General features: G+C 40.7%; 18 protein-coding genes and 1 pseudogene. 13 read left to right on the forward strand and 6 right to left on the reverse strand.

From position 1 onward, the window contains the following. Positions 1-38 precede the first annotated feature (38 nt). From ACL2XM_RS03880 to galE, 10 genes are all read left to right on the forward strand, one after another. Positions 39-1313 (forward strand): GH39 family glycosyl hydrolase, encoded by a 1275-nt coding sequence (locus ACL2XM_RS03880; RefSeq protein ID WP_413732409.1) that lies wholly within the window; start codon positions 39-41, stop codon positions 1311-1313. 233 nt (positions 1314-1546) lie between these two features. Then, the gene (locus tag ACL2XM_RS03885; RefSeq protein WP_413732411.1) at positions 1547-2533 is read left to right on the forward strand and encodes a hypothetical protein; all 987 of its coding nucleotides are present in this window, start codon (positions 1547-1549) and stop codon (positions 2531-2533) included. A gap of 198 nt (positions 2534-2731) precedes the next feature. Continuing rightward, positions 2732-4183 carry an oligosaccharide flippase family protein gene (locus tag ACL2XM_RS03890; protein ID WP_413732412.1) on the forward strand — a complete coding sequence of 484 codons (1452 nt, stop codon included), beginning with the start codon at positions 2732-2734 and terminating at the stop codon, positions 4181-4183. A 316-nt stretch (positions 4184-4499) separates the two neighbouring features. Next, on the forward strand, positions 4500-5498 hold the full coding sequence (locus tag ACL2XM_RS03895; RefSeq protein WP_413732413.1) for a polysaccharide pyruvyl transferase family protein: 999 nt from the start codon (positions 4500-4502) through the stop codon (positions 5496-5498). Positions 5499-5613: 115 nt separating this feature from the next. Then, complete coding sequence (locus tag ACL2XM_RS03900; protein WP_413732414.1) at positions 5614-6354, forward strand: hypothetical protein; 741 nt, start codon at positions 5614-5616, stop codon at positions 6352-6354. A 340-nt stretch (positions 6355-6694) separates the two neighbouring features. Continuing rightward, positions 6695-7492 carry a polysaccharide pyruvyl transferase family protein gene (locus ACL2XM_RS03905; protein ID WP_413732416.1) on the forward strand — a complete coding sequence of 266 codons (798 nt, stop codon included), beginning with the start codon at positions 6695-6697 and terminating at the stop codon, positions 7490-7492. Between the two features lie 306 nt (positions 7493-7798). Beyond that, a complete protein-coding gene (locus ACL2XM_RS03910; RefSeq protein WP_413732418.1) occupies positions 7799-9217 on the forward strand; it encodes a mannose-1-phosphate guanylyltransferase/mannose-6-phosphate isomerase in 1419 nt (472 codons plus the stop codon). Positions 9218-9236: 19 nt separating this feature from the next. Continuing rightward, positions 9237-10613: a phosphomannomutase CpsG gene (gene cpsG, locus ACL2XM_RS03915; protein WP_413732419.1), complete on the forward strand. Its 1377-nt coding sequence runs from the start codon at positions 9237-9239 to the stop codon at positions 10611-10613. A 78-nt stretch (positions 10614-10691) separates the two neighbouring features. Beyond that, positions 10692-11582 (forward strand): sugar phosphate nucleotidyltransferase, encoded by an 891-nt coding sequence (locus ACL2XM_RS03920; RefSeq protein WP_410014361.1) that lies wholly within the window; start codon positions 10692-10694, stop codon positions 11580-11582. Between the two features lie 43 nt (positions 11583-11625). Continuing rightward, entirely contained in the window at positions 11626-12642 is a 1017-nt protein-coding gene (gene galE, locus ACL2XM_RS03925) for a UDP-glucose 4-epimerase GalE (RefSeq protein WP_413732422.1), read from the forward strand. A gap of 328 nt (positions 12643-12970) precedes the next feature. On the opposite strand, the gene ACL2XM_RS03930 is transcribed toward galE, so the two are convergent. The 6 genes and pseudogenes from ACL2XM_RS03930 to ACL2XM_RS03955 form a co-directional block, all read right to left on the reverse strand. Continuing rightward, positions 12971-14005, reverse strand: coding sequence for an acyltransferase family protein (locus tag ACL2XM_RS03930; protein ID WP_413732424.1), 1035 nt, complete (start codon positions 14003-14005; stop codon positions 12971-12973). Between the two features lie 205 nt (positions 14006-14210). Beyond that, a pseudogene (locus ACL2XM_RS03935) lies at positions 14211-14869 on the reverse strand (IS3 family transposase); the annotation flags it as partial. 88 nt (positions 14870-14957) lie between these two features. Continuing rightward, positions 14958-16016: an acyltransferase family protein gene (locus ACL2XM_RS03940; RefSeq protein WP_413732426.1), complete on the reverse strand. Its 1059-nt coding sequence runs from the start codon at positions 16014-16016 to the stop codon at positions 14958-14960. Positions 16017-16646: 630 nt separating this feature from the next. Continuing rightward, the gene (locus tag ACL2XM_RS03945; protein ID WP_413732427.1) at positions 16647-16895 is read right to left on the reverse strand and encodes an integrase core domain-containing protein; all 249 of its coding nucleotides are present in this window, start codon (positions 16893-16895) and stop codon (positions 16647-16649) included. An 866-nt stretch (positions 16896-17761) separates the two neighbouring features. Then, positions 17762-17974, reverse strand: coding sequence for a transposase (locus tag ACL2XM_RS03950; RefSeq protein WP_413732428.1), 213 nt, complete (start codon positions 17972-17974; stop codon positions 17762-17764). A gap of 651 nt (positions 17975-18625) precedes the next feature. Next, positions 18626-19516 (reverse strand): DUF4339 domain-containing protein, encoded by an 891-nt coding sequence (locus tag ACL2XM_RS03955; RefSeq protein WP_413732430.1) that lies wholly within the window; start codon positions 19514-19516, stop codon positions 18626-18628. Between the two features lie 242 nt (positions 19517-19758). Between ACL2XM_RS03955 and rfbB the strand changes: the two genes are divergently transcribed. The 3 genes from rfbB to ACL2XM_RS03970 all read left to right on the forward strand — a co-directional run bounded on the left by rfbB (position 19759) and on the right by ACL2XM_RS03970 (position 23393). Then, positions 19759-20823, forward strand: coding sequence for a dTDP-glucose 4,6-dehydratase (gene rfbB / locus ACL2XM_RS03960; protein WP_413732432.1), 1065 nt, complete (start codon positions 19759-19761; stop codon positions 20821-20823). Between the two features lie 18 nt (positions 20824-20841). Next, a complete protein-coding gene (gene rfbA / locus ACL2XM_RS03965; RefSeq protein ID WP_413732434.1) occupies positions 20842-21717 on the forward strand; it encodes a glucose-1-phosphate thymidylyltransferase RfbA in 876 nt (291 codons plus the stop codon). 254 nt (positions 21718-21971) lie between these two features. After that, positions 21972-23393 (forward strand): mannose-1-phosphate guanylyltransferase/mannose-6-phosphate isomerase, encoded by a 1422-nt coding sequence (locus tag ACL2XM_RS03970; protein WP_413723242.1) that lies wholly within the window; start codon positions 21972-21974, stop codon positions 23391-23393. Positions 23394-23434: the final 41 nt, after the last annotated feature.

The following is a 23434-nucleotide window of genomic DNA, read 5'->3' on the forward strand; positions in this document are numbered from 1 at the left end:
GTTTTAAGGAAGTATCTAACACAAATAAGAGATATATTATGCCTATAAAAAAATGGTTATCAATTAGTCTTTTTGCATCACTGATGTGCACTACAATACTCAGTCATTCTGCGGAATTATTCCTTAGAGATGCATCTGGCGTAAATTATATCCCGCCAGATGGACAGGCGAAAAAAATGGGCATCGGATGGGTCAGAATGGATTTATCCTGGTCTAATATTGAAAAAGAAAAAGGAACATATAACTGGGCTAAGTTTGATACATTTGTGACTCAGGCTAATAAGCAAGGTTTACAAGTTTTGCCGGTCCTTGCATATACGCCTGCTTGGACACAAAGCATTTCAAGAAAAATATCCTCTCCTCCAAATGATTATGATGCATGGTTGAAATTTGTTGATGCTGCAGTTACCAGATATTCTAACCCTTCATATGGAATTAAATTTTTTCAAATTTGGAATGAACCAACAATTAAAGCCAGCTATTGGTTAGGCTCAACAAATGATTTTATTGATAAAATTTATATCCCGGCTGCCAAAATTATACGCGGAAAAAATGCCAAAGTCGTTTTCGGTGGATGGCCATTATCAAATCCGATCCATGAATTCAAAAATGCCTTAAATCACAACGATGCATGGAAATATACTGATATTATAGATTTTCATTATGGCACAGATAAAGAATTTCAGTATTTATATGATAATTTTATTCAGAATAAAAAAGTTTATGGAATTTGGCAAACAGAATTTGGCTTTAGAACGACTCCTCTCTTTCTGTCAAAAAATTATATTCGTATGTTGGATTGGGCTCTCAAACATGACATGTCTGATAATCGATATAAGGTTTTTTGGTATCCAGCATGGGCAACAGGGAAAGATGGGGGAAAAGCTTTATTCACTGTTAACTCTAATAAACAAAATGTTTTGACTAGTCATGGTCAGGAGTTAACTGCGCTATATCAGGTTTTTGGAGATAATAAAATAAAATTATCAGAAAATTATCCGGTTGATAATTTATCACGAAGTAATTCTGGCCATAACAAAGCATCGCTTTTTGCTTTTAGTGTGGGGGAGAATAAACAAATTATAATACCTTTTATAAATGATAATACTGTAAATGATAAAAAATTCTCATTCAAAATGCCATATAAAGGCGCAATAAATTCTCTCACTGTAATGACAGCTTTAGGCGACAAATTGGACTCTTCGTTCAAATTGACAGGAACCGAATTGGTAGTGAATGTTGCTAACTATAATCCGCAACAAATTTGTCAGGTTTGCACGAAAGATAAGCCTGTTTTTATCATTATAAATTGAACGCCGACATTATTTTGCTTCAATGATCTATAACAACTAAATTTAGCTGATGATTATCCGTATACTATTTGTATCGTAAAAATATAAAATGACGATTTAAAGGTTTCTTAGGGGTAGTATAATAAGCCGTCTTTGACTATGTGCATAATTCATCACCCTAAGTTTGTAATGATGTTTTAAAATGCATATTCCTGCAAACTTGTATGCTAAAAGTAATATAAATGGGATTTTTTATGGATTTCAGAATTGCTTTTTATCCAAAAGCTAAAGGTGTAAATGACTATACAAAAAACTTTAGCAACATTCTTTCCTCGATAGGAAAAGTTTACGAATACGACACTAAATTCGAGATTTTCTCATTTCTAAATTTCAATCGCAATCGTTATAACTTAACCATAGTTAACTGGCTTGAATCAGATTTAATTGACATGGAAGGTAAAGTAACTGTCAAAAACATATGCAAAACATTTATTAAATTATTACTTATTAATATTAGATCAGAAAAAGTATTTTATGTCAAACATAACTTTTATCCGCATGAAATTAATGTAACTAATATTGAAAAAGCAAAAAAATGGATGCATATTTTAGTAAAGTATTGCGACTACGGGATAGTTCATTCTCCAATCGCTGCAGATGAGTATTATAAATATGTTCCGCATCCACTATATTCTAAGCCACTTGTTTCTGTTGCCTCACCCCATATGCAGACAAATACATTCATTGCTTTTGGAAGGATTGTACCTTATAAAAGACTTGAACGATTAATTGAAATCTTTCCATTAGGAAAAAAACTTTTAGTAGCTGGTGGCTACGAAGATACGCGTTACATTGATGAATTAAAGGAAATAAGTCCTTCTAATGTTACTGTTATGGCTGGTTTTATCAATGACGATGATGCACGTAAGTTAATTGCTTCCACTGAAGGTGTAATAATTTCTCATTCTGATCCAGATATGATAGTAAGCGGAAGTTTTTTTTATGCTTTATCAATGGGTGCTAGAGTGATTTCTGTTCAGACACCATTTTTAAAATGGGCTGAATCGGTTCTTGGTAAGAATGTAGTTGTATGTTTTGAATCAGTAACCGACATGTGTGAAGGTCTTTCGAAAATTCCAAATTTTATTCCTTATGATGAAGAGACCGTAAATAATATAATGAATCTTTTTGGCGATGATGTAATTAAAGAAAAATTAATTTCTTTTATAGATAAAAAGTAACGTTTCAATTTAGTATTACACACTAGTAACGATATTTTGAAAACTTGTTCCGAGTTTTTTCTTTTGTAAAATAAATATTTCAGCATTGATAATTCAATTATCTTATTGTTGGGGATTCTGGTTGAGATTGCGATGCCAAATTGCGCTTGTATCTTATCTAAAGTTAGTCATTTGGCATATTTTTTAGAATCATCTGGTATGAGAGAGTTAATCTTGAATAATAAAACCATAAAGATTGCTGCAATATGGGCAGCTATAGAAGCGCTATCCACCTCTCTATTGAGCATTCTTTCAATTGTCTTCTTGGCAAGGATTTTGCGGCCAGAAGATTATGGCCAAATAGCCACTGCGCAAATAATTGCATTCATTTTACAGCTGCTTTTAGGACTTGGCTTGACTGAAGCAGTTATTCAAAAGAAAGATATATCTAATTCACATATAGCATCTGCACTCAAAGGAAGTTTATTTTTAGCATTAATTACGTTTGTACTTTCTATTATTGTCGCAGTCTTTTTTTACTACTATTCTCATGAGAAAACGATTGCGCTAATATTGCCCTTCGAGGGGCTTGGCGCAGCTCTTAATATTGCCAGTACTGTTCCAACAGCATTGCTATTAAGAAATTTAGAAATGAGCGCTTTCACAAAACGAACAATTCTTTCGAGAATCCTTTTTTTTGCAGTCGCTATACCTTTAGCTCTGCATAATTATGGGGTTTGGAGTATTACATTTGCAAATTTATTCCAAGTGTCATTAGCGACAATTCTTATTTTTATTGCTGGGAAAAAATATATTCCAGCATTAACTAAATACTCTCATAAAGATTTTGTTGAGCTAATTAAGTTTGGGTTTTATGTGATGGTTGAAAACCTTTTGTGGATAGTCCTTTCTAGAGTATTTAGTCTTTTGATATTTACGTTTCATGGTACGTATGCGCTTGGATTATTTAACATGGCTTCACGTTTAACTGATGCTATCTTGAATATACTCAATACTGTTATAAGTCGGCTCGCATTACCAGTATTCTCTTCTGTTCAGCATGATTCCGAATTACTAAAAAAATCGTTTTGCAAGGTAACGGAAATTTTTAATTTGGTGTCCATGCCTGCGTTTGTTGGCGCTGCGTTTACTTGTTCTTATTGGACTCCATTAGTACTTGGTGAAAAATGGAACCCGGCAATACCTATAATACAAATAATATGTGTAATGAATGCAATCATGTTTAGCAGAAAATTTGTTGGTACGGCAATGAAAGCGGTAGGTGAATCTAAACGATTTATGTACCTTTCGGTAATTTCAGCTTCGACCACCCTAATTGCTGCCTTCGTTACTAAAGATCAAACGCTTCTTCTAACTCTTTTGGCTTGGTCTATTCTCCGAGTGATTGTTACCGTACCTGTCGGTGTTGGATTAATGAAACGGATCTTGAATATAAATATTAATGAACAATTCCGCCCAATATTTATACCTTCTGTTTCCACAATTTTAATGTCTTGTGTTATCTATTTGTCGATGAACTTTTTCAATAAACTTTTATTGCAGCCGATATATTCAGTTGTGTTCATGGTCATTGTTGGGACATTTGTATATTCAGTGTCAGCTTTATTTTTTATAAAGCGGAGATATGGTGGTATCCGTTCCTTTTTTTAACTTTCAAAGGGATAATTAATTGTATTAATTCCCAATTGTAAGAATAAGCAGTATTCTGTTTTTGTTTGATTGAATTGCTTTCAAAAATATATAAAATTATAAAATGCATTCTATCTTAATTGAAATATTATTAGTTAGCGCTTTAATTTTTTTTACGCATCTGAAATATAATAGAGGAATTTATTATCAAGATGGTCTGAAAGTATAATGGAAATATCTACTTGAGTAAGATGCACACTGATGCCTTAGAAGAAAGAATAAAATTTATAACTTAATTTTTTAGTTACATTGCACATTATCATTATGGAGAAAAGAAATGGCCCCGCAATCAAACCTGGATTTGATTAATAAACTCAAAAATATGACACATGATTGTCTAAGTAAATATATATCAAAAGAAGAACCGCTTGCAATTTTGGATTTCCCTGATATCAAAAACTGTGGCGATTCGGCAATTTGGCTGGGTGAGATGGCTTATCTCAAAGATAGATTTAATAAACGGCCTGATTATATTTCGCGCATGAAAGATTTTTCAAGAAGATCGCTTGAAAAATCGGTTCCTACTGGGCCCATATTCATTCATGGTGGTGGAAATTTCGGAGATATTTGGGAATCCCATCAGGATTTTCGAGAAAAAATATTGGAATTGTTGCCTAAAAGAAAAATTATTCAATTCCCGCAGTCCATACATTACAAATCTAGCGCAAGGATGGCTGAGACGGCAAAAATCATTAAAAAGCACGGAAATTTTGTACTTCTAGTTCGTGATGTCGAGTCGTTCGAATTTGCAAAAAATAATTTTGAATGTGAAGTGCACCTTTGTCCTGATATGGCTTTTTGTATAGGGGCAATTAAACCTGCCGCTCCTGAGTACCCGGTACTAGCAATGCTAAGGGAAGATAAAGAAAAAGTTGCTAATGTTGATACTTCTATACTTACTAATATACCTGTAGAAGATTGGATCACTGAGTCTGCGTCAAGTGTGCGTAATTCAAAAATTGAAGGTGCGATTACTGCTTTAAAAGGTCTAAAATTTAATGAATTAAGACTTAATACATTAGATGCCGCTGCTCATAATCGTTTTCAACGTGGAATTAGGCAAATATCGCGTGGTCAAGCTATTGTAACAGATCGACTGCATGTCCATATTTGCTCGTTGCTTATTGGTAGACCCCATGCCGTATTAGACAATAGCTATGGAAAAATTCAGCGCTTTATGTCTGCTTTTTCAGGCGGTACAGAATTATCTTATAAAGCAGAATCACTCAGTGATGGTGTCAATTGGGCACGCAAACAAGCAAAATCTTTCTCATGATTATTTCGTCAGTTTCATAAATTCAATTTATTTAGCAGAGCAAAATTATATGACTTTGGTAACATTTATAATCCCAGTTCGTCATCAAGATAATGCCCGAGACTGGCGGAGACTTATGGAGAATCTCTCACAAACCATACGCTCTATTTCTAATCAGAACCACCCGGATTGGCGGGGGATAATAGTTGCTAATGACGGAGCTAATCTTCCTCAACTCCCCGACAAGTTTGAAGTGGTTCGTGTATCGTTTCCTCCTAATGTTATGCATGAAAAAGCTGGAGGAGATAAAAATGATTTTTTAGATGCGTTTCGAGTTGATAAAGGGCGGAGAGTTCTTAAAGGCATGCTTCATGCGCGCGATAGCCGTTTTTTTATGATCGTTGACGATGATGATTTTGTGAGCTCCCATATAGTAGATCATGTCGCGAAACATCAAGATTCAAATGGGTGGACGATAGATAAAGGTTACGTCTGGGATGATGGTGGAAAATTTTTATATGAGCATAATGATTTTAACCACCTATGCGGTACATCTTTAATCATACGTTCTGACCATTATGGGTTGCCTGAAAGCTACGATGCAGCGTCAATTGAGTGGATTAAAACAATGTTGGGTAGCCATATTAGGATACGTGAGATTTTGAAAGATCGCCAAACCCCACTTTCTTCGCTTCCTTTTCGTGGCGCAGTTTATCGTGTTGCCCATGCAGGATCACATAGTATGACACCTAGTCTGCTCCACAAATATTTTCTAAACCGATCAGTACTTTTCCATCCATTTAGTTTGTTGAAAAATATTCTTAAGCTTAGATTCATTAGCGAGACCGCGAAACGCGATTTTTTTGGAAAAAAGTAATATTATAATTCTAAAATAATTATAAAAAATGTAAATATGATCTTTATTGACTCGTTTCTCTTAAAGGATCTTTTATTGAATGAGTTTTTGATTTAGTTGCATTTATAGTAACTATTCTAAGGTAATTATTAAATGGATTAAGGTTTTTTGTGCCAATTTATCACGGTTAAAATAATCATTGTCGATCGTTCTTCATTAAATTTTTAATATCAATCGGTTTTGTTTTTACATTAAATGTGTTTTATTTTTTTTTGATAGCATACATTCTATTTTTATGATTAATTTTTTTGCCCGAAGTGGAATTTTTGCTCTATATTACAATGTGTCGATAAGGTAATTAATGAAAATGTTTAAATTCAATTTCCATAGTAAAAATGATATTAAAAATAAAGTTTTTTGGTGGGAACCAGTAGATGGCCAGCAAAATGCTGGGGATCATTTGGCAAAAATAATTGTTCAACAAATGTTGATTCTCAAAGATAAGGAAATGATTGATAAAGTATCGGCCAAAAATAAACTTTTGTCGATTGGTTCCGTTATGCATTTTGCGCAAGATAATGATTGTATATGGGGAACGGGAATTAATGGGAAAATTCCCGCTAAAAATATTAAATTTTCGACATTAGATGTGCGTTCGGTACGAGGGCCATTAACTAGAAATTTTCTTATGTCTCGTGGGATACCGGTGCCAGAAGTTTATGGTGATCCAGGGCTTCTTTTACCACTATTTTTTAATAGAGAATTACTTGTTGATGAGACCAAGCGAAAAGACCTTTTGATTATTCCGCATATGAATGAGGATTTCAGTCGTTACTCTGCTTATAAAGATAATCTCTGTTCTCCGAGACAGGGTGCAATCAGTTTTACTACTGAAATTGTAAATAGTGGTTTTGTCATCTCAAGTTCGTTGCATGGTATTATCATAGCTGAAGCTTACGGAATTCCTGCAATATTTCTGAATTCTAACAGTGGTGAGTCAATATTCAAGTATAATGATTATTATAATGGCACATATCGCGAGGCGTATCCTATCGCTAAAACTATTGAAGAAGCATTCAAGTTGAATCCTTTACCTACCTTTGATTTTAGTAATATACAAAAGGGATTAATTAATTCTTTTCCATATGACTTGTGGTGAGCAAATTAGTTAAAATATGGTAATTATTTTTTTTCAAGTAAAAATAATAGCGGCTTTTTAACTTGCTTCTTCAAGTTATGATAATCTTAAAAAATATTAAATTATAATGTTAGTAATTTAGCCAGCCATTTAGATTTTCATTTTTTTATACTATTCATCAAAAATAAGCTTTTGTCTTTTTTCGCTAAAAAACCAATATTTGTTATGAATGTTTTTAATTCGCTTTTGACCATCTCTTTGATTCAGCAACATCTTCTTAGTGTGCTCTAAAGATGTTTATCTATCAATCGATTATAAGGAAAGTTAATGTTACTTCCTGTTATCATGGCTGGCGGTACCGGTAGTCGCCTTTGGCCAATGTCACGTGAGCTTTATCCTAAACAATTTCTAAAGCTGCATGGTAAACTTTCAATGCTCCAGGAGACGTTGACGCGATTGGAAGGGATGGATACTAGAGAACCGCTAGTAATTTGTAATGAAGAACATCGCTTTTTGGTTGCTGAACAGTTACGGCAGATTGATCACCTTGCAGGTAACATCATTTTAGAGCCAGTGGGCCGTAATACGGCACCAGCAATTGCACTAGCAGCTTTAAGCGCAACATCAAAAGGAGAGAATCCCTTATTGCTAGTGCTGGCGGCGGATCACGTAATTGAAGATATCGGCGCCTTTCATCAAGCGATAAATCTTGCGATTCCTTATGCGTTGGCAGGGAGTTTGGTCACTTTTGGTATAGTACCTACCGGGCCAGAAACAGGATATGGATATATTCAGCGCGGAGACTCAGTTAATAATGATGACCCGAATGCATATAAAGTTCATCGGTTTGTTGAAAAGCCTGATCTTACGACGGCACTTGAATATTTGGCTTGCGGTGAGTATTACTGGAATAGCGGAATGTTTCTATTCAGTGCAAAACAGTATTTGAGTGAGTTAGGTAAATACCGCCCCGATATTTTAGCTGCTTGTGAAAAAGCGATTGAAACACCCGAGCCCGATGTTGAACAAGATTTTATCAGGGTTAAGAAAGATGCTTTCTTAGCTTGTCCTGATGATTCGATCGATTATGCAGTAATGGAGAAAACGTCAGAGGCGATCGTGGTCCCGCTTAACGCTGGCTGGAGCGATGTCGGTTCCTGGTCCGCCTTATGGGAAGTGAACGAGAAGGATATCAATAGCAACGCCCTAACAGGTGATGTTTTTTTACATGACACAAATAATTGTTATATCAATACCGATGAAAAGTTGGTCGCAGCTATCGGTGTGGATAATTTAGTGATTGTTAATACTAAGGATGCTGTCTTAGTTGTTGATAAATCGAAAGTGCAGGATGTAAAAAAAATTGTTGAATATTTAAAAAGCAGCGCCAGAAGTGAATATAGGCGCCACCGGGAATCCTACAGGCCGTGGGGCCGTAGTGATATTGTAGTTAACGAAGCGCGATTCAATGTAAATCGTATTAGCGTCAAACCCGGCGGTATGTTTTCTCTACAGATGCATCATCATCGCGCAGAACACTGGGTAGTGTTGTCGGGTACAGCACGTATTACTCTCGATGAAAAAACTTATCTGATTACTGAAAATCAGTCTACCTTTATTCCAGTAGGTGCTATCCATATGCTTGAGAACCCCGGAAAGATTCCTTTGGAGCTCTTAGAAATACAATCAGGATCTTATCTTGGTGAAGACGACATTATACGAATAAAAGATCATTATAGTCTTTGATAAAAATTTGAGGGGATTTATGACAACACTTTCTTGTTTTAAAGCTTACGATATCCGCGGAAAACTCGGTGATGAACTCAACGAAGATATTGCCTACCGTATTGGCCGGGCCTATGGTGAATTTCTTAAACCTAAAACGATGGTAGTGGGCGGTGATGTGCGCCTGACCAGCGAGTCGTTAAAATTGGCATTGGCCAATGGCCTGCGAGATGCGGGTACAGATGTGTTGGATATCGGTGTCAGCGGCACAGAGGAAATCTATTTTGCCACTTTTCATTTAGGCGTCGATGGTGGCATAGAAGTTACCGCCAGCCACAATCCCCTTAACTATAACGGTATGAAACTGGTGCGGGAAAACTCGCGTCCCATCAGTGGTGATACCGGCCTGCGCGATATCCAACGTTTGGCGGAAGAAAATTCCTTTGCATCAGTCGAACCGGATACGCGTGGTAGCTACCGCCAAATATCCATCCTTGAGGCCTACATCGATCACCTGATGGGGTATATCGACCTGGCCAGTTTCACCCGCCCAATGACGTTAGCCATCAATTCGGGCAATGGTGCTGCGGGGCATGTGGTTGATGCTATTGAACAGCGTTTCAAGAGTGCCGGCGCGCCGGTTGATTTCATTAAGATTCATCACCAGCCTGACGGTAACTTTCCCAATGGTATACCTAACCCATTGCTGCCGGAATGTCGCCAGGATACTACTGATGGCGTTAAAAAAGCTGGCGCGGATATAGGCATCGCCTTTGATGGTGATTTTGACCGGTGTTTCCTCTTTGATGAACAAGGTAACTTTATAGAAGGCTATTATATTGTGGGCCTCTTGGCTGCCGCCTTCCTGGAAAAACACCCTGGTAGCAAAATCATCCACGATCCTCGCCTGAGCTGGAACACCATGGATATCGTGTCAAAGGCGGGTGGTACGCCTGTTATGTCTAAAACCGGGCACGCTTTTATTAAAGAGCGTATGCGTAAGGAAGACGCTATCTACGGTGGGGAAATGAGCGCTCATCATTACTTCCGCGATTTTGCCTACTGTGACAGCGGTATGATCCCCTGGCTGCTGGTTGCGGAACTACTGAATATCAAAAATAAAACCCTTGGCGAACTCGTCAACGATCGCATGTCGGCCTATCCGGCATCGGGTGAAATCAATAGTTCTATCAAAGATCCTAAAACGGCTATCCAACGCGTATTGGACGCCTATTCAAAAGAGGCGCTTAATGTCGACCATACGGACGGTATCAGCGTGGAGTTTGCGGACTGGCGCTTTAATCTGCGCAGTTCCAATACCGAGCCCGTGGTACGGTTGAATGTCGAGAGCAGGGGCAACCCAGGCCTTATGCGCGAAAAAACCGCAGCACTGCTCGATATTCTGAGAAGCGAGTAATCAGATCCTGGCAGCAGGTGCTATGATTGTTACTAACTTCAACGAGTGACGTCTCTTCTTATTCTGGGTAATTATTGAATGAAAACATTAAAAGCTGTTATCCCCGTTGCCGGTCTGGGTATGCATATGCTACCGGCAACTAAGGCCATTCCTAAAGAGATGCTGCCCATCGTCGACAAACCGATGATCCAGTACCTGGTGGAAGAGTGCGCGGCGGCAGGCATCAAAGAAATCGTCTTAGTCACGCATGCCTCAAAAAACGCCATTGAAAACCATTTCGATACCTCTTATGAATTGGAAGCATTACTCGAAGCGCGGGTAAAAAATACCTTGTTAGCCGAAGTACAGGCGATCTGCCCCAAAGGCCTGACCATCATGAACGTGCGCCAGGGGGAACCTCTGGGGTTGGGTCATGCCATCCTGTCTGCAAAGCCAATGTTGGGCGACTCGCCGTTTGTGGTTGTATTGCCGGATATCCTGCTGGATGACTCGACTTATAATAACCGTACTGAAAACCTGGCCTCAATGGTTAAACGCTTCCATGAAAACGGCCATAGCCAGGTGTTAGTGCAGTCCATACCGCGCGAACATCTGCCCGAGTATTCCGTTATCAGTTGCAATGAGGATGTCTCTGAACCGGGCGACCATGCGCTTATTCAGTCCTTCATTGAAAAGCCTCAAGACCTGAGCACGATAGATTCGGATTTGGCGGCGGTGGGGCGCTATGTGCTATCAGCGGATATCTGGCCATTGCTGGAAAAAACCGAGCCGGGCGCCTGGGGCCGCATCCAGTTGACTGATGCTATCGCCTCCCTGGTGAATCATCAGCCGGTAGATGCGCTTTACCTGACCGGTAAAAGCTTTAACTGTGGCAGAAAACTGGGCTATATGCAGGCGTTTGTTACCTATGGCCTGCGTAACGAGAAATGGGGCAAAGATTTCCGCGAGAAGATCAAAAGCCTGCTGTAGAATTTAGTGTTTAGCTGCACTTAAAGTTATCCAAGGAGATTGTATGGCGATTCTTGTCACGGGGGGAGCCGGCTACATCGGCTCCCACACGGTATTGTCGTTACTCGAGCGTGGGGACGACGTGGTGGTGCTGGATAATCTCTGCAACGCCTCCGAGATATCTCTGGATCGTGTGTCAGAACTGGCAGATAAAGATATTATTTTCTACCAGGGGGACGTGCGCGATCCTGATTGCCTGCAGCGCATATTCGATGATCACGACATTAGCGCGGTGATCCACTTTGCAGGTCTCAAGGCGGTAGGGGAATCATCTCGCATGCCGCTGGAGTATTATCAGAATAACGTCTCCGGTACGCTAGTATTGTTGGAAGAGATGCGACGTGCAGGCGTGCATAATTTTATCTTTAGTTCGTCCGCCACTGTTTACGGTGAAAATGCGCCGGTGCCTTATATCGAAACTACTCCGATCGGAGGCACTACCAGTCCATATGGTACCTCAAAAGTGATGGTGGAACAGGTACTAGCAGATTTTGCCAAGGCTGAACCGCAGTTTTCCATCATTGCTTTGCGCTATTTTAACCCGGTGGGCGCCCACGAGTCTGGGCGAATTGGTGAGGATCCAAACGGCATACCCAATAATTTGTTGCCCTTTATCGCCCAGGTTGCGGTAGGGCGCCAGGAAAAGCTCAAGATTTTTGGCAATGACTATCCCACCGAAGACGGCACCTGTGTACGTGACTATATCCATGTTATGGATTTGGCCGACGGGCACCTAAAGGCATTGGATCATCTGGCAGAGATTAAAGGTTATAAAGCTTATAATCTTGGCGGAGGGGTGGGGTCATCAGTGCTGCAGATGGTGCATGCCTTTGAGAAGGCCGCAGGCAAGACCATACCTTATGATATCGTGCCTAGGCGCGATGGGGATTTGGCGGCATTCTGGGCTGATGCATCGTTGGCTAAAAACGAGCTTGGCTGGTCGGTTGCTAGAGATCTAGATTGCATGATGCGAGATACCTGGAACTGGCAGGAAAAAAATCCTAACGGGTATAAACTCTGACTAAAATACGCCAAAACCATTGAGGCCTGTTTTTTTTGGCGGGCTTCAATTCCAATATTACTTTTTCTAAAATTCGTCGCCAAGAGAAAATATCGTTGAATATTATAATGAACGTATATGATAAAAATAATTTATATTAATGTTTTACTGTTTAAGTATTTTAATGAGTTCCATCCATTCTCTATTTTTCTAAAATAAGCATTCCCCTTTTTGTGATTTTGTTGACTATTTCTATTAAAATCAACCACAGTATTATAAATAAATGGTATCGGCATACAAATATTTATCTTCCTAAATGCTTTTCTTTCAAATAACTTCATGATAAATATCAGTATTTTTGTGTTTTGCTTATAGGGATATCTTTATAAAAGCTAGGAAATTCGAACAAAAACATGAAGTGATATTTTTTTGATATTTTATAAATAATTATTGGAATGACAATGCCTGCAAGCAACCCTAAGAGTAAATGAATATGGTAATTTGTTAGTGAAGTTAATTTTGTTAGCATAACTCTCGTTCCACTACCAGCAATAATATGGAGTAAATATATAGGCATGCTAAGCTCACCTATTAGAAGTAATGTTTTGCTCTCAAGAATTTCAGATAAGGATAATGAAATACTAATACAAGTGAAAATTCCAGCTAATGCTAAAATCAATGATGCTAATACGTCTCGTTCTAAATTTATATGGTTTATGTTATGAAAATAGTAACATAAAGCAAGGAATGCCAGCAAAGAAGTAAAAGCAACAACGAAGTTGATTTTAATTTTGGAAATATTTTCCCGATAATCTACTGCTACGATACCAAGGTAGAAGAAAAAAAGATTATTTGTGACGTAATTTAAATGATAATTGTTTGTGAGGTTGTTTTTTACTAAGTATAAACACAATGATAGTAATAATATAAATAAATCCACTCTTTTATTATTTGAGATAGATCTGAGTAACAGTGATACCATAAATACCATAAATAAAGCATAAAGAAACCAAAATTGGGCTCTTGGTTGAAAAAGATTAATTACATCCGAAATATCTGTTTTTGTATTTGTATAATGCGAAAGTAAAACTTCAATACCACCTTGTAATAAAGACCAAATAATATATGGGTACAATAGTACTTTGGCCTTATTAGCAACAAAACTGGACGGTCCACTTCTTTCGAATGATTTACTGAAAAAAAGTGCAGCTAAAAAGAAAAACAGCGGCATGTGGAATGAATAAATATAATTGTCAATCATTTTGCTTATATGCGTATTTGTATCAATTCTCGCGTTCATTAATCCTCTGTTTACATGGCCAATGACAACTAAGGTTATTCCTAAAGCCTTAGCATAATCGACCCAAATCTTCCGATTTTTCATTTGTAAGGATTCCGTCAAGAAATAGTTATACGCGAATCTTATACCCCCTGATTTATACGGTAAATAGTGTTTTATATAATTAAGAATAATCTTATGTTTTTTGGCGTCAATATGTGATTTTTTTGCGACTCTCAGTGTTAAGTAAAATTGATGACGATTCCAGACTAAATACTTAGAAGCTTTGGTTTTATTATCCTCTCAGTTTTTAGTAACATCTCCAATGAGGATTTCTGGCTAGCTTTTGCTGTGTGTAAATATCTGGTGGCATACCATATTTCTGTACGAGTAAGTAGTGTGGCCGTTCTTCATAATATTCTGTGCGCATGATTACGTTTAAAAATCAAACTTATGATATCGTCCGAAACAGATATAAATTAATTTTTTTTGCTTGCAGAATTTTATTAAATTGCTCGATAAATCCATCTCGCATTGGTCTGTCAGGCTGGGTAAAATCAAGCATAGCACTGTGATGCTCGGCCCATTCAGCTATGGTAACGGCGGTGAATTCTGGGACATCGTCACTTAGAATAAAGGCCAGATAACTTCTCTCACTGCTAAGTTGGTCCAACATTATACGTACGACACGTTGAGCCGGAATATTTGCATCATTTTCGATTGTCTGTGCCTCCCAATTTGAATCATCGACTACATTAAATCGACGGAACCTTCTCCCATTTATCAAGGCATTACGCATAAAATCAATTGGCCAGCAGTGGTTCATTTCTTGTCTTGTGTAATGACCAAATGTTGGAGATGCCTGTTAGGTAATCGTATTCTTTCCTTACGCCTGCGCCTAAGATTCAGCTTTAATAATCGGTATATCCGGTAAACTCTTTTAGACTTGCCAAGTCGACCTAAGTTCTTTTGTACAATATTAATCTTAATGAGATAAAATATACTCAGCAAATAAAGTTAAATAATTATGATAAATATGTGATTCGTGCGCTAAGAATTACACCACACCAGATAGTAAAGCTTTTCTTTTGGTCAACATGCGCATCAATGGTATTTCTATTTTTCGATAAAATATAGTGCCAGTTAAAAGAGCCGCCAACACTAGTAAGATTCCAACAATATCATGACTGATTCCAACAGTCGTTGTAAGTATTGGAAATAAAGGTTTGAATAAGTAATGAATTAAATATATACTATAAGAGGCATTACCTAATGTTATTAGAAATTTATTCATACCCATATCTATTTTACTTGTGTCAGATTTTATGAACATAAAGACAATTATAGATGCTGGTATTCCAAAAGTAAAAAATCTCCCAATCCCTGCCCCGGATAATAATGTCATTGATATGATTAGGGTTAATATAGCAAATATTACAGAATGTTGTATTTTGAAAACCACTCTGCTTGTTTTGTTTGCGATTATATACAAAACGCCTCCAATTATAAAATTTATGAGCAAGGAGTCCCCTAACATATAACTGAAGTTTACCCAATGTAGGCGCGCGCCTTTAAAACCAAAAATATTATCAAATGCAAATGTAAATAATATAAGAATTGAAGATATTAAGATAACGTCATTTTTTTTGCTTGATAATAAGATGGAAATTCCATATATTATATAAAAAAACATTTCATAACATAACGTCCATGCGACAGGAATTAACATTTTATAGTTAGGGTCATTTGTGAAAGAGGGTAAAAGCAAAATATTTCCAACTACCATATATAATGAAATTTCTGTACCGGATGTGATGCTTTTCAAAAAATATATTATAAGTAGAGGGATAGTTATCACCAAATAAATTGGATAGATTCGTGTGATCCTCTTTTTTATGAAATTTAAAGAATCTAATTTTTTGTTAACTATTTTTTCGCTTATAGTATGGCCCATTATAAAGCCGCTTATAATAAAAAATAAATCAACCCCTATGCCTCCAATATGGTTAAACCCAAGGGTTGACGATATTTTCCCCTCAGGCCATAAGTGATTTATTACTACTAATACTGCAGCTAACGCCCTTAAATATTGAAGACTGTCTATTTTTCTCAGCATATTCGTCTACCATAAGTTGATTGATGGTATATTATACTGCAACTTGCTACATATTTATGTTCTCTTGGTTAATCTCCTCTTGTCACTTGACAAAGTGAAGTTGATACGATTGTAGCCATAAAAAGTGAGATAAATAAACAGATAATTTACAATGTTTGACGTAAATTGACTTATTCGTTGATTTTGTTGAATAAAAATTTACATTTTCTCATCTGATCTTATGTATCTCGAAATCGAGGCGTTTTTTTTCCTCTTTATAAACAATGTGTTTCCCCATCTCAGGTAAGCATACGCCATTGCAGTCAGTTAATTATCCATCAGCTTGTTGAAGATGATCTCTGAATTGGATCTCCTCCCAGAGCATCTGAAGGAAATCCTGTTCCCCCTGGGCTTTTTGTCCACGTTAAAGCCCCTTGGTAGCTGTCAAGGAAGTTGTCACCCTTAATGAGTTTCCAGGCTGCTTTTTCTAATGATTAATGTGGTTTATACGGATTCAACATCACTACATCAACACGTTGGCATTGTCGGCATTGTTTTGACCATCTTCCAGATAGGTTTTCCTGGCTATCTTATCTCCTCATATACTGCTTTTCTGTTTGCCAGCAGGATAACTTCTTGTCCCCGAGGGCTTTATTTCGGCGTCAGATAGTCGGTGGCGCTATGCCGATGCTCTTGATTATACCATCGACTAAAGCGCCCGGCCCCGAACCATTGCCTGGCTTCTTCCCTATTGGCGAAGCCGGTTGACTGCCATGAGGGGGCGCATTTTAACGTTCTGAACAGCGACCCCACATACGGCTTAACGTTATTGACTGACGGCCGACTGTGCGAATTGGTGAGCAGTTCTTCCAGTTTTGTCTTTAACGTCTGAGACTTCATAGATGCACCGCTCGCGCAATACGGTACGATGCAATAAAACTAAGGCATGTTCGCCATTTCCTGTTCATGGACTTCGGAACCAACCATTTTTCTATTAAAAATGTCGTCTATCAGGGACGAATAAAAATAACGATCATGGACTCACGGCGCTGACCACGTCACATGTCAGGTTCAGACCTGGCATTCCGCTAAGACATGTGAGGGGGCGGCGTGCTGTTGATCACCGATGCTCGGCTACGGTCACGATTATAAATCTGAGCAGGGCGGAAAAATTGTTAATTCGCTAGCCTGAGATACTCCATTATCCGCCAGACACGGAGCGGTCCGCGCGGGTGTCGGGCTGGCATATTCCGGCTGGTTGCATACCGTCAGTATCTGCTGATCCTTTGGTCTGGTTGAATTTGTTAGCGGGTTACGGTCACGCGACGGTAAGCCACTGATTTTACCTGCCTGTGCCATCGTTTCCAGAGCATAAGGCTGATACTAACTTCATGACAGGCCGGAGTCAGATGCGCACCCAGATCCATCGCTTAACGTATCCCTTAGATAAATTGCATAAGTTTTCTGTCAGATGTTAGTCGTTCTCCATCTAGTCGTAGCGATTGAGCGTTTTTCGCAATACCAGCAAGGCTTCGACACCTCACAAGCTTTATCTTTTCGCTCCAACTTGCGTTTAAGTTTTTTGTTGTCTTTAGAGTATTGATTTTACTAGAGTTTATTTGTGTGGCTATCGCGATCCTGTGCAATTAAAGCCAGATTGTACTGCGCGATTTGCCGCGGATAGAATCCTTTGTGACGACAGAATTCTCCTAATTCTGCTTCACTTAGCGTTGCAATTTCAACAATGACAGCGAAACGGGGGCCGCTCAACTTTTATTCAGTGATTTTATTGGCTTCCGGGAACCAATTTTCCCGTCCAATCTAGCGTGATTACGCAAATTATACGTGGTTGCGTAAGAAACCCCTTCCTGTTGGGCCAAAGAGGAGACTGTCATATTGTAAGGCGACAGTAATTTTGCCAATACAACGGTTTTACCTTCCGGTGAATAACGTTTCGTATCAGCCTCCATCACCTTCATTCAAATTTTCAATATGGGGTGGCAATTGTTAATACATAGAGGAAAATGCTGAATAAGTAATTTATCCAGTCACTGAATCAGAGGATGGCTCAAAGCACCGATGATTGCTATTTTTGATCTTAAAAGAAAATCAATGATTTATTGATATATGAAAATTTTATATGATCAGGGATCTAATAATTTGTTTTTAGTGCGAAGTCTAAATTAGAAATTTTTATATTTGGTCATTATATATGGAATTGGCTGGTGCTCTTTTTTCGGTAATATAAACAAAATATTCCATTCCTCAAGTTAGTGTTTTTATGAGACACTTAAAACATGGCTAAAAAAATTAAATAATTCGATCACCCCCCAGAAAATAGGAATTATTGCATCCATGTTCTCAGGAAAAATAAAGGATAAGGCTCATCATCATCGCGTGGAGTATGTTCCAATCGGTGGTACATGTACCGCTTCTCTAGCGTTCACAATAGGTGGCAATGGCTCGCGGAATACGGATTTCTGACTGGCGATCAGATAATAGTATCGGTAAAATATGGGGTTTTGGTAATAAAATCTGCTCAATTATGTTCGGATATATATTGGCCTATCAGCCCTTTGTTATGGGAGAAAAGATACAAAGACTAAAATACCCAACAGCATACATTCCAGTCAGTTGCCCTTAAACGTCTGATCCAACTGCGCCATCAATGTCTCAAGCCGGCTGACGCTGCTGGTCGTCTGCTGATTGATCGCCGCAATCAAAATGCCATAACCATCGGGAGCATTGGTGACGTGGACCACGTAGCTTTTATCATGATCGTCAGTGCTGGTGGCGATGCCGGTCCAGTTTGGCAGGCCGCCCGTATGGCCGTAGGTGCCCTGATTGATAAAGCGTAAAGCTGATTCATTTGTCTTAAGATAATTAACCAGGGTATTTAAAGTTTGATTTTTGGCTTCGGCAACACTGAAATTGACCACCGCATTCTCGCTGACAAACGAGCTGGCGACGCTGCCTTTGCCGGAGGACAGGGGCCTGACCGTCCATCCCGCTAAATCGGCTTTTTTTAAAGTGACGGGGTTTTGCCATTGGGTGTCTTCCGTGGCCGCATCTGCAAACCCGGGTGTTTTGGCGGACGACGGGCCGTTGAGGGATGAGGTAAAGGTTTTGGCCCCAAGCATTATTTGGGTCATGCGCGGCAGCGGGAAAAAGGAGTATGCCGCAAGTGCTAAACAGCAGGCTGGCAGCGCCCAACTTAGCCAATGTCTGCGCTGACGTGTGCTGGGCGTAAGGGAAACATTGGACCGACCTGCTTGAGACCATGTTTTGACAGCGAGCGCCGTATTGTTTACCCGGGGCAGGGGCGGCGGAGTCGCCTTAAGCAAAGGTTTTAACTCAGGCGTGGCGTCCAACCGGGTCCAATGATTAAATCCCTCGCGCCAGACAATACTTTGCGCGCAAAGCACGTGGCGTTTTAACAGCCGTTTTAGCGTCGGTAAGGTTACCGGACCGTGCTGGATATCGTTTGCAATGTACCACCACCTGGTCATAACGATGTCCATGTAAAAAACGGTAGGGTATTTTATCACCAATCCAGACTGTTAAAAGTAAGAATCATATGGGGAATGATGTATTAAGGCTTACTTTTCAACATTTCAGAATTTCTGTATAGGTGAAGACGCAATGCATGATCGCTTTTCCGCATGCAGCTCCCTGGGAAACGCCATGGCGTAACATTAACCTGACTTCGGTGGGTATGATAATATTACGCATCCCGTTGCCGGGCTTTATGGAATGTTGCGACATGAAAATTTTAATTACCGGCGGAGCCGGTTTTATCGGTTCCGCCGTCGTACGGCAGATTATACGTCATACTCATGATCAGGTCATTGTAGTGGACTGCCTTACCTATGCCGGCAATCTTGATTCCCTGGCACCTGTCAGCAATGACTCGCGCTATGCATTTGAACGGGTAAACATCTGCGATCGCGCGGGCCTGGACCGGGTTTTTGCGCAATATCAGCCGGATGTGGTGATGCATTTGGCGGCGGAAAGCCATGTGGATCGCTCCATCGACGGGCCAGCTGCGTTCATACAAACCAATATTATCGGTACCTACACCCTGCTGGAGTCCGCCCGACAGTACTGGCTGGGATTGAGTGTTGCCCGCCAATCCGCTTTTCGCTTCCATCATATCTCTACCGATGAAGTCTACGGTGATTTGCCCGGCGGCGATGAGCCGTTTACCGAAACCACACCTTATGCCCCCAGTAGTCCCTATTCCGCCTCCAAGGCCTCCAGCGATCATTTGGTGCGGGCGTGGCATCGCACCTATGGCCTGCCGGCTCTGATCACTAACTGTTCCAACAACTACGGTCCTTATCACTTCCCGGAAAAACTGATCCCGCTGACCATTCTCAACGCTATTGCCGGCAAGCCCCTGCCGGTCTATGGCGATGGCGCGCAAATCCGCGACTGGTTATATGTGGAGGATCACGCCCGGGCACTGTATCTTGTGGTTACTCAAGGCGTGGTGGGCGAGACGTATAATATCGGTGGGCATAATGAGCGCAGGAATATTGATGTGGTGCGTACCATCTGCCGTTTACTGGATGAGTTAATGCCCGATAAACCGGCGGGGATAGGTCATTATGAAGAGCTGATTGCTTTTGTTGCCGATCGCCCCGGCCATGATCTGCGCTACGCCATAGATGGCGCCAAAATCATGCGCGAATTGGGGTGGCGCCCGCATGAAACCTTCGAGAGCGGCATCCGCAAAACCGTTGCCTGGTATTTGCATAACCAAACCTGGTGGCAGCATGTGCTGGACGGATCGTATCGCGGTGAACGGCTGGGATTAAGCAGATAGATAAGGAAAGGTGAGCTGATGAAAGGAATAGTGCTGGCCGGCGGTACGGGGACCCGGCTGTATCCCATTACCCGCGGCGTATCGAAACAATTATTGCCGCTGTATGATAAGCCGATGATTTATCATCCTATCTCGGTATTAATGCTGGCGGGCATTCGCGATATTTTGATTATCACCACGCCTGAGGATATGCATTCATTTCAGCGGTTGCTGGGGGACGGCGGCCGGTTCGGTCTTAATTTTTCCTATGCCGAGCAGCCAAGCCCCGACGGACTGGCCCAGGCCTTTATCATCGGCGAAAAATTTATCGCCGGCGGGCGGTGCGCCATGGTGCTGGGTGATAATGTGTTTTTCGGCCAGAACTTTGTCGCCAAGCTGGAGCATGCCAAGGCGCATGAAATCGGGGCCACGGTATTTGGTTATCATGTGGCCGATCCGGAGCGTTTTGGCGTGCTCGAGTTCGATGACCAGTACCGTGTGCTGTCGCTGGAAGAGAAACCCCTTAAGCCGAAGTCTAATTGGGCTATAACCGGGCTGTATTTTTATGATGAGCAGGTGGTGGAACTGGCTAAGCGGGTCACCCCCTCGATACGGGGCGAATTGGAGATAACCGCGCTGAATGAGTTCTACCTGCAAAAGGGACAGTTGAATATTGAACTGCTCGGCCGTGGTTATGCCTGGCTGGATACCGGTACGCATGAAAGCCTGATCGAAGCCTCGGCGTTTATCCACACCATTGAGAAACGCCAGGGGTTTAAAGTTGCCTGCCTGGAGGAGATTGCTTTTAATAAAGGCTGGCTGGATAAGCAACAGGTACTGGAGGAGGCGCGGTTAATGAGTAAAACCGAGTATGGGCAGTATTTGATTCAGATAGTCGGCGAACGAGGGGAGTGATGATACCCGTGACTTGTAACACGCCTGGCGGGTAAAACCAAAACCACTGTGAGCCTGAATAATTTACCTTGTTTATTGGTATTGTCATTAAGTAGTACTAATCATTATGATATTATTTATTATGAAAATATACTAACTTCCGGAGGGTGAATCCCATGGCGGCTGGTATGTTGGCACCAACTTTTGGCTTTCAATAAAGAATGACGTTGCCGCAGTTCTGTTACGGTAACTTACTGCATACTCTAGGGAAAAAAATGTTACTTCCAATTATTATGGCTGGCGGCACCGGCAGCCGTTTATGGCCAATGTCCAGAGAGCTGTATCCAAAGCAGTTCCTGACATTGCACGGTAAACAGTCAATGCTGCAAAGCACTGTGTCCCGACTGGCTGGCATCAATGCCCGCGAGCCGTTGGTTATTTGTAATGAAGAACACCGTTTTTTAGTGGCGGAGCAACTGCGCCAGATTAATCAGTTAGCGCGCAATATTATTCTTGAGCCCGTGGGCCGCAACACCGCGCCGGCGATAGCGTTGGCGGCCCTGAGCGCCGTGGCGAGCGGCGACGATCCCTTGTTACTGGTTCTGGCGGCCGACCATGTTATCGAGAATGTCCCGGCCTTTCATCAGGCGATAAAGAGTGCCATGCCCTTCGCCATCGCGGGGAAACTCGTCACTTTCGGTATTGTCCCCACCGGCCCTGAGACCGGTTACGGTTATATTCACCGGGGTGAAAAAATCGGTAGCGAAAGCGACAAGGTGTTCAACGTCCATCGTTTTGTTGAAAAACCCGATTTGGCTACCGCCGAGGAATACATTGGCACTGGCGAATATTATTGGAACAGTGGCATGTTTATGTTCCGGGCCCGGCAATATTTAGCTGAATTGGGTAAATTTCGTCCGGATATTCTGGCTGCCTGTCAAAAAGCATTTGCCGCGCCGGAACAGGATTCTGAGCAGGAATTTATCCGTGTTGATAAAGATGCTTTTTTTGCCTGCCCGGATGATTCGGTGGATTATGCGGTGATGGAAAAAACCAGTGAAGCTATCGTCGTGCCGCTGGATGCCGGCTGGAGTGATGTGGGCTCATGGTCGGCGTTGTGGGAAGTTAACGACAAGGACGAAAATAGCAATGTCCTGACCGGGGACATTTTCTTGCATAACGTTAACAACTGTTATATCAATACCGATGAAAAACTGGTCGCGGCCATAGGCGTCGAAAACCTGGTGATTGTCAATACCAAGGATGCAGTGCTGATTGTGGATAAATCGAAAGTGCAGGACGTGAAAAAAGCCGTCGATTATCTTAAAACACATGCTCGCAGTGAATATCGTCGCCACCGGGAGTCATACCATCCGTGGGGACGTAATGACAATGTGGTCAGCCAGCCGCGTTATAAGGTCAATCGTTTGACAGTCAAGCCAGGCGGCGTGTTTTCGCAGCAGATGCATCATCATCGGGCCGAGCATTGGGTGATCTTAGCGGGCACCGCCAAGGTTACCCTTGATGATAAGACTTACCTGATAACTGAAAACCAGTCGACCTTTATTCCCATCGGAGCCACGCACATGCTGGAAAACCCCGGCAAAATTCCCTTGGAATTACTGGAAATCCAGTCCGGCGCCTATTTGGGTGAGGATGATATTATTCGTATTAAAGACCTGTATGGCCGTTGCTGAAGTTTGTTTCGGTAACATTATGAGATTGCCAGGCCGTTAAG

This window comes from Sodalis sp. RH20 (assembly GCF_047324205.1).
Classification (GTDB): Bacteria; Pseudomonadota; Gammaproteobacteria; order Enterobacterales; family Enterobacteriaceae; genus Acerihabitans.